This is a genomic window from Gemmatimonadales bacterium, assembly GCA_036265815.1.
Classification (GTDB): domain Bacteria; phylum Gemmatimonadota; class Gemmatimonadetes; order Gemmatimonadales; family GWC2-71-9; genus CAVVWJ01.
Genome location: DATAOI010000085.1, coordinates 1 through 4,408 on the forward strand (window position 1 = coordinate 1; position 4,408 = coordinate 4,408).

The window sequence follows — 4,408 nt, forward strand, 5'->3', positions numbered from 1 at the left end:
ACACCGGTCGGTCTGCATCGCCCGGTAGGCGAGCTGGATCCGGGGCGCGACGAAGCCGGAATCCAGCTCCGCCGAGCGGCGGTAGTGTCGCGTCTCCGCGTCCCAATCGTCCAGCGTTCGGCTCTTGAGGCCGGCAATGAACTCGCGGTACGCGGTGTAGTTGGGAGGGGGCACCAGGTCGGGATCGACCGGCGACACGTCGGTCGCGGGATCGAGCATGGCGCCCAGACTGGCCGCGATGGTTTCTCGGAGCCGCTGCAGCGCGCCGGCCGGCGCGACTGCCGGCGCACCCACCGGCGCGAACGATCGCAGCACCCGCCCGGTCGGCACGTCCACGATCCCCGCCTCGAACAGCACGCTGTCGCCCGAGCGATAGTAGCTGCCCGACACGACCAGGCCAGCGCCGTCCCGTCGCGCCAGCGTCCGGGGATCGGCGCCCTGGCCCGAGCGATCCTGCGGACTCGCGTAGACCGCCTCCAGGTCGGTGACGTTGATGAGCGGTGTCTCCATGAGTCCGCGGATGATCCAGTCGGCGGTCATGCTGCCGAGGTCGTCGAGGTCGGGTCGGCCGGTGTGGTTCTGGAATACCCCGACGGCCACGCGCCGCGGATTGAGCTCCCGGTGCCGCTCGTGCGACCGCACGGTGCGCACGGCCGCGAGCGCGCTGATCGTGCCGAGCACCAGGATCGCGGCGAAGACCCAGGGGCGGCGCGAAGGCCGGGCTGGCGGCGCATCGGCCAGGCTCTGCCCGCCGGCAACGGCCTCTCCTTCAGCAGGCGATGACGGAGAGCCGACCAGTGCCGGGAGCGGCGATGGCCGGGCGGGGGCGCGAGACTCGAGCCTGAGCCGCTCCGCCAGGGCGACCACCTCGCCCTCGGGCACCGCGTTCAGCTCGAGGCGGAGCAGGTCGGAATGCGCGTCGGCATGCCGAAGCGCGCCTCCCCGGTCGCCCGCGGCCTCGAGCGCCTGCATGTAGCGCAGGGCGATCCGGGAGTTGTACGGATCCTCCCGGGACAGACGCGCCCACCAGTCCACCGCCCGCACCGGATCGCCGCCCCGCATCTCCCGCTCCGCCAGCTGCTCGAGCGCCTGCACGTATCGGCGCGCGAGGAGCGCCCGCTTCCCGTCGGCCCACGGCTCGAACTCGTCGGCGTCGGGAAGATGGAACCCGGCGAGCAGTGGACCGCGGTAGACCCCGACCGCGGCCGCGGGGTCGTCGCGCTCGAGGGCGGCGTCGAACTCCCACAGATCGCAGGTCAGGCGGTCGGTGTTGAGCCGGAGATCGTCGCCCGAGCTGAGCACGGCATCGTCGCCGAGGGCGGATCGGAGGATGTAGAGGGTGTCGCGGAGCTGGTGGCGGCCGTCCTCGGTGTCGCTCTCGGGCCAGAGATAGGCGACCAGCTTGTCGCGGCTCACGGGTCGGGGGTGCTCGACGGCCAGGACGGCCAGCAGGGCAAGGCGGTGCCGGAGGCCGGCCCGGCCGGCGACCGGTCCGTCCGGACCCTCGAGTGAGGCGCCGCCCAGCACCCTCAGTATGAACATGGCACGTGAGTTACGAGGCACGACGCGAACGCGACACCACCACGACACCCGCTTCCTAAGATACCTGCCGGTTACCGAGGCGCGAACACGCGACAGGGTCGTTTCGAAGGGAGACGCGTATGCGGGCTCACCCGGTCGTCCTCTCGATGCTCACGATCGGGCTGGCGGGATGTGCCGAGGGGAGTGGCCTGGGCACGGACAGTGGAGACGCGCCGGATGGGTTCATCCTGGTTTCCACCTCCACCTCGGGCAACAGCTCCGACCCGGATGGCTATCGGCTGTCGGTGGACGGCGTCGCGCAAGGCGACTCGGTGCAAGCCACCGGAACCCTTGCCTTGGCACTTGCCCCCGGCCGGCACGCGGTGCGCCTGCTCGGGGTCGCCCCCCAGTGCCGGGCGGTCTCGGACACCGTAGTCCAGGTGGACGTGGCCTCGCGTGACACGATGCCCGTGCCGTTCGCCATCCAGTGCTGGGCCAGCGGCGTGCTGGTCACGGTCTCGACGACGGGGCAGGACCCCGACACCAACGGCTATGGCTTGCTGGTGGACGGCGCGGAGCAGGCACGCCTTCGCTCTTCCGACCGGTCGCTGATTTTGCTCGAGCCCGGTGCGCATACGATCGGCTTGACCGACCTCGCGGCGACCTGCACGGCGGATCCCGCGTCGCGGCTGGTGACGGTGGAGGGCAGCCAGGTGACACCCGTCGCCTTTGCGGTCACCTGCGCCGCGGTGGGTGTGGTCGGCATCCTCATCCAGGAGTCGGGGCCGCTCTTCTACCTGGGCTTCCGGCCCTTGCTGGATGGAAGCCCGCTGGCGCCCGACACGGCATTTGCTCCGGGTGAGCCGCTCAGCATCCTGCCGGGGGAGCGGCACTACCTGAATGGCGTTTCACCCGGTGAGCATCGCGTGTCGCTGGCGGGCTCGTCACTGTGCTCGAACCAATCCGGGTCGCAATCCGTGACCATTGCCGCGGACGGATCGAAGCCGGATACGGTGAACCTCACCTTCTCGGTGGCGTGCCTGGTTCCGCAGGGTGACGTCGCCACGCTTCGGATCTCGGCGACTACCACGGGCTCAACTCCGCCTGCCACGCAGTACGCCGTCCGATTCTCCGTCGCCGGCTACTGGGATTACGGCTTTGGCCCGTCTATCCCGCTCTCTGCCATCGAACCCGACGGCACCCGATTCATCCAGGTGCCGGCAAGCGACTTCGGTGGGGGCGCGCTCTACTGGTACTGGTTCGACCTGGACGGCGTCCCGGCGAGCTGCACGGCGCGTGCTCCCGCGGCTCCGAACCCCATGGGCTTCGCGCTCGCGGCCGGCGACACGCTCGACCTGGCGTTCACGGTGGCATGTCCCGGATGACCGCGGTGCCCATCGTCGCGGTGAGATCAAGTGTCTTCAACTGAGAGAGCAAAATGACCATTCGAATGGCGTCACTGGCAAACGCACTGCTCGCCGTCTTGCTGGCCGCCGGCTGCGACGACGCCGGATCTCCGGCGGCACCAACCACGCTCAAACCGGAGCTCACCGCATCCAGCGGGGGAGAATCCACCCTGCTCGGACGTGCCACCTTCGGCGATCCTGACGGGCACGTCTTCAACGTCAAGCGCATCAGCAATGACTGGCACTTCGACCTCACCGCGAAGCCCGCCTTCGATCTGGCGGTGCAGCACATCGTGTTTCAGCCCGGCGGACAGAGCGGCTGGCACACCCATCCGGGACCGGTGTTCATCCAGGTCATCTCAGGGACGATGACGTTCTACATGGGGGATGATCCCCAGTGCACCCCGATCGTGCGGCACGCCGGCGAGGGCATACTCGACCTGGGCGAGCACCCCCACATCGCGCGGAACGAAAGCGGCGCGGTCGCGGAGAATCTCGTGACGTATTTCGCGCCGCCCGGGGCCACGCTCAGGATCGATCAGGACGTGCCGGGGAACTGTCCGTTCTGAGCCCAGGGGGCTGCGGCGGATGCTGGGGTAATAGAGGAGAGTCACCCTGAGTACAGCGGAGGGGCGTCGGGCACACGTCCTCATCTCAGGGTGACTCGTTGGTAGGTGGTAGCCCTTCGTCGTCGCGTTATGCCGCCGGCTTCACCTCTCCCGCCTGCCCGGTCGTCCCGGGCTGCACCGGCTGCGTGGGACTCACCGGCGCCTCCGCCTTCGGCTGCGGCCCGGTCACCACATGCTTCGCCGTCTCCCATGCCACCAGCATGCGGGGCTGGTTCCGGAACCGATACCGGTTGATGCCGTCCATCATCCCGACCAGCTGCAGCACGTCCTCGCTCACCTCCTGCAGCTCCGCCCGCGCGGCCACGTGGTCTTCCCGGCTGGTGTTGGTGGCCGTGATCGAGCCCTCGAACTCCGCGACCGTCGCCGCCAGGTCGTCCAGCAGAGTGATGTCCGTGAAAGTGGACCACCTGAGACGGCGTACGATGCCGTCATCGGTCCCCGAGGTTCATCTTTCTGAGCAGCGCCTGAAACCTCGGATGTGCACGGAGATTCCTGAACAGGAAGGACCCCTTGACCCCCCAGATGCCGCCTGCCCGCTCCTCGTACGCCCGCTCCAGCCAGTCCAGCGCCCGCTCCTGCTCCCCCAGACCCGTGTGCACGTACGCCATGTGGTAGGGCGAGACGTACCGCCGGCGCGACAACTCCTCGAGCTGCCGGAGAACTTCTCGAGCCTCCCCGGTCCGGCCCACCTGGGCGTAGGCCTGCCCGAGCTGCGCGAGATACAGGGTGTTCTCGGGCGAGAGCGACACCGCCTTCCGCATCGCCGCGAGTCCCTCGTCCGGCATCCCCTTCAGCAGGTAGGTCCATCCGAGAGTCAGGTAGCCGAGGGCGAGGTGAGGCTCGACCTCGACG

5 protein-coding genes are annotated in these 4,408 nt (G+C 69.2%); 2 read left to right on the forward strand and 3 right to left on the reverse strand.

Going from position 1 to position 4,408, the window contains the following annotated elements; all coding sequences use genetic code 11:
* Nucleotides 1-1,542 (reverse strand): BTAD domain-containing putative transcriptional regulator (locus tag VHR41_17085; protein HEX3235912.1); only part of this gene is annotated, 1,542 nt, incomplete at its 3' end.
* A 119-nt stretch (nucleotides 1,543-1,661) separates the two neighbouring features.
* On the opposite strand from VHR41_17085, the gene VHR41_17090 reads away from it, so the two are divergent.
* Nucleotides 1,662-2,906, forward strand: coding sequence for a hypothetical protein (locus tag VHR41_17090; GenBank protein HEX3235913.1), 1,245 nt, complete (start codon nucleotides 1,662-1,664; stop codon nucleotides 2,904-2,906).
* Between the two features lie 53 nt (nucleotides 2,907-2,959).
* Nucleotides 2,960-3,496, forward strand: a complete 537-nt coding sequence (locus VHR41_17095) for a cupin domain-containing protein (GenBank protein ID HEX3235914.1) — start codon at nucleotides 2,960-2,962, stop codon at nucleotides 3,494-3,496.
* Nucleotides 3,497-3,623: 127 nt separating this feature from the next.
* On the opposite strand, the gene VHR41_17100 is transcribed toward VHR41_17095, so the two are convergent.
* A complete protein-coding gene (locus VHR41_17100; protein HEX3235915.1) occupies nucleotides 3,624-3,860 on the reverse strand; it encodes a hypothetical protein in 237 nt (78 codons plus the stop codon).
* Nucleotides 3,861-3,984: 124 nt separating this feature from the next.
* Nucleotides 3,985-4,408: tetratricopeptide repeat protein (locus VHR41_17105; GenBank protein HEX3235916.1), on the reverse strand; the 424-nt coding region annotated here is incomplete at its 5' end.

Coding starts and splice junctions, on each gene's coding strand:
- VHR41_17090 (HEX3235913.1), top strand. CDS start 1,662: ATGCGGGCTCACCCGGTCGTCCTCTCGATGCTCACGATCGGGCTGGCG.
- VHR41_17095 (HEX3235914.1), top strand. CDS start 2,960: ATGACCATTCGAATGGCGTCACTGGCAAACGCACTGCTCGCCGTCTTG.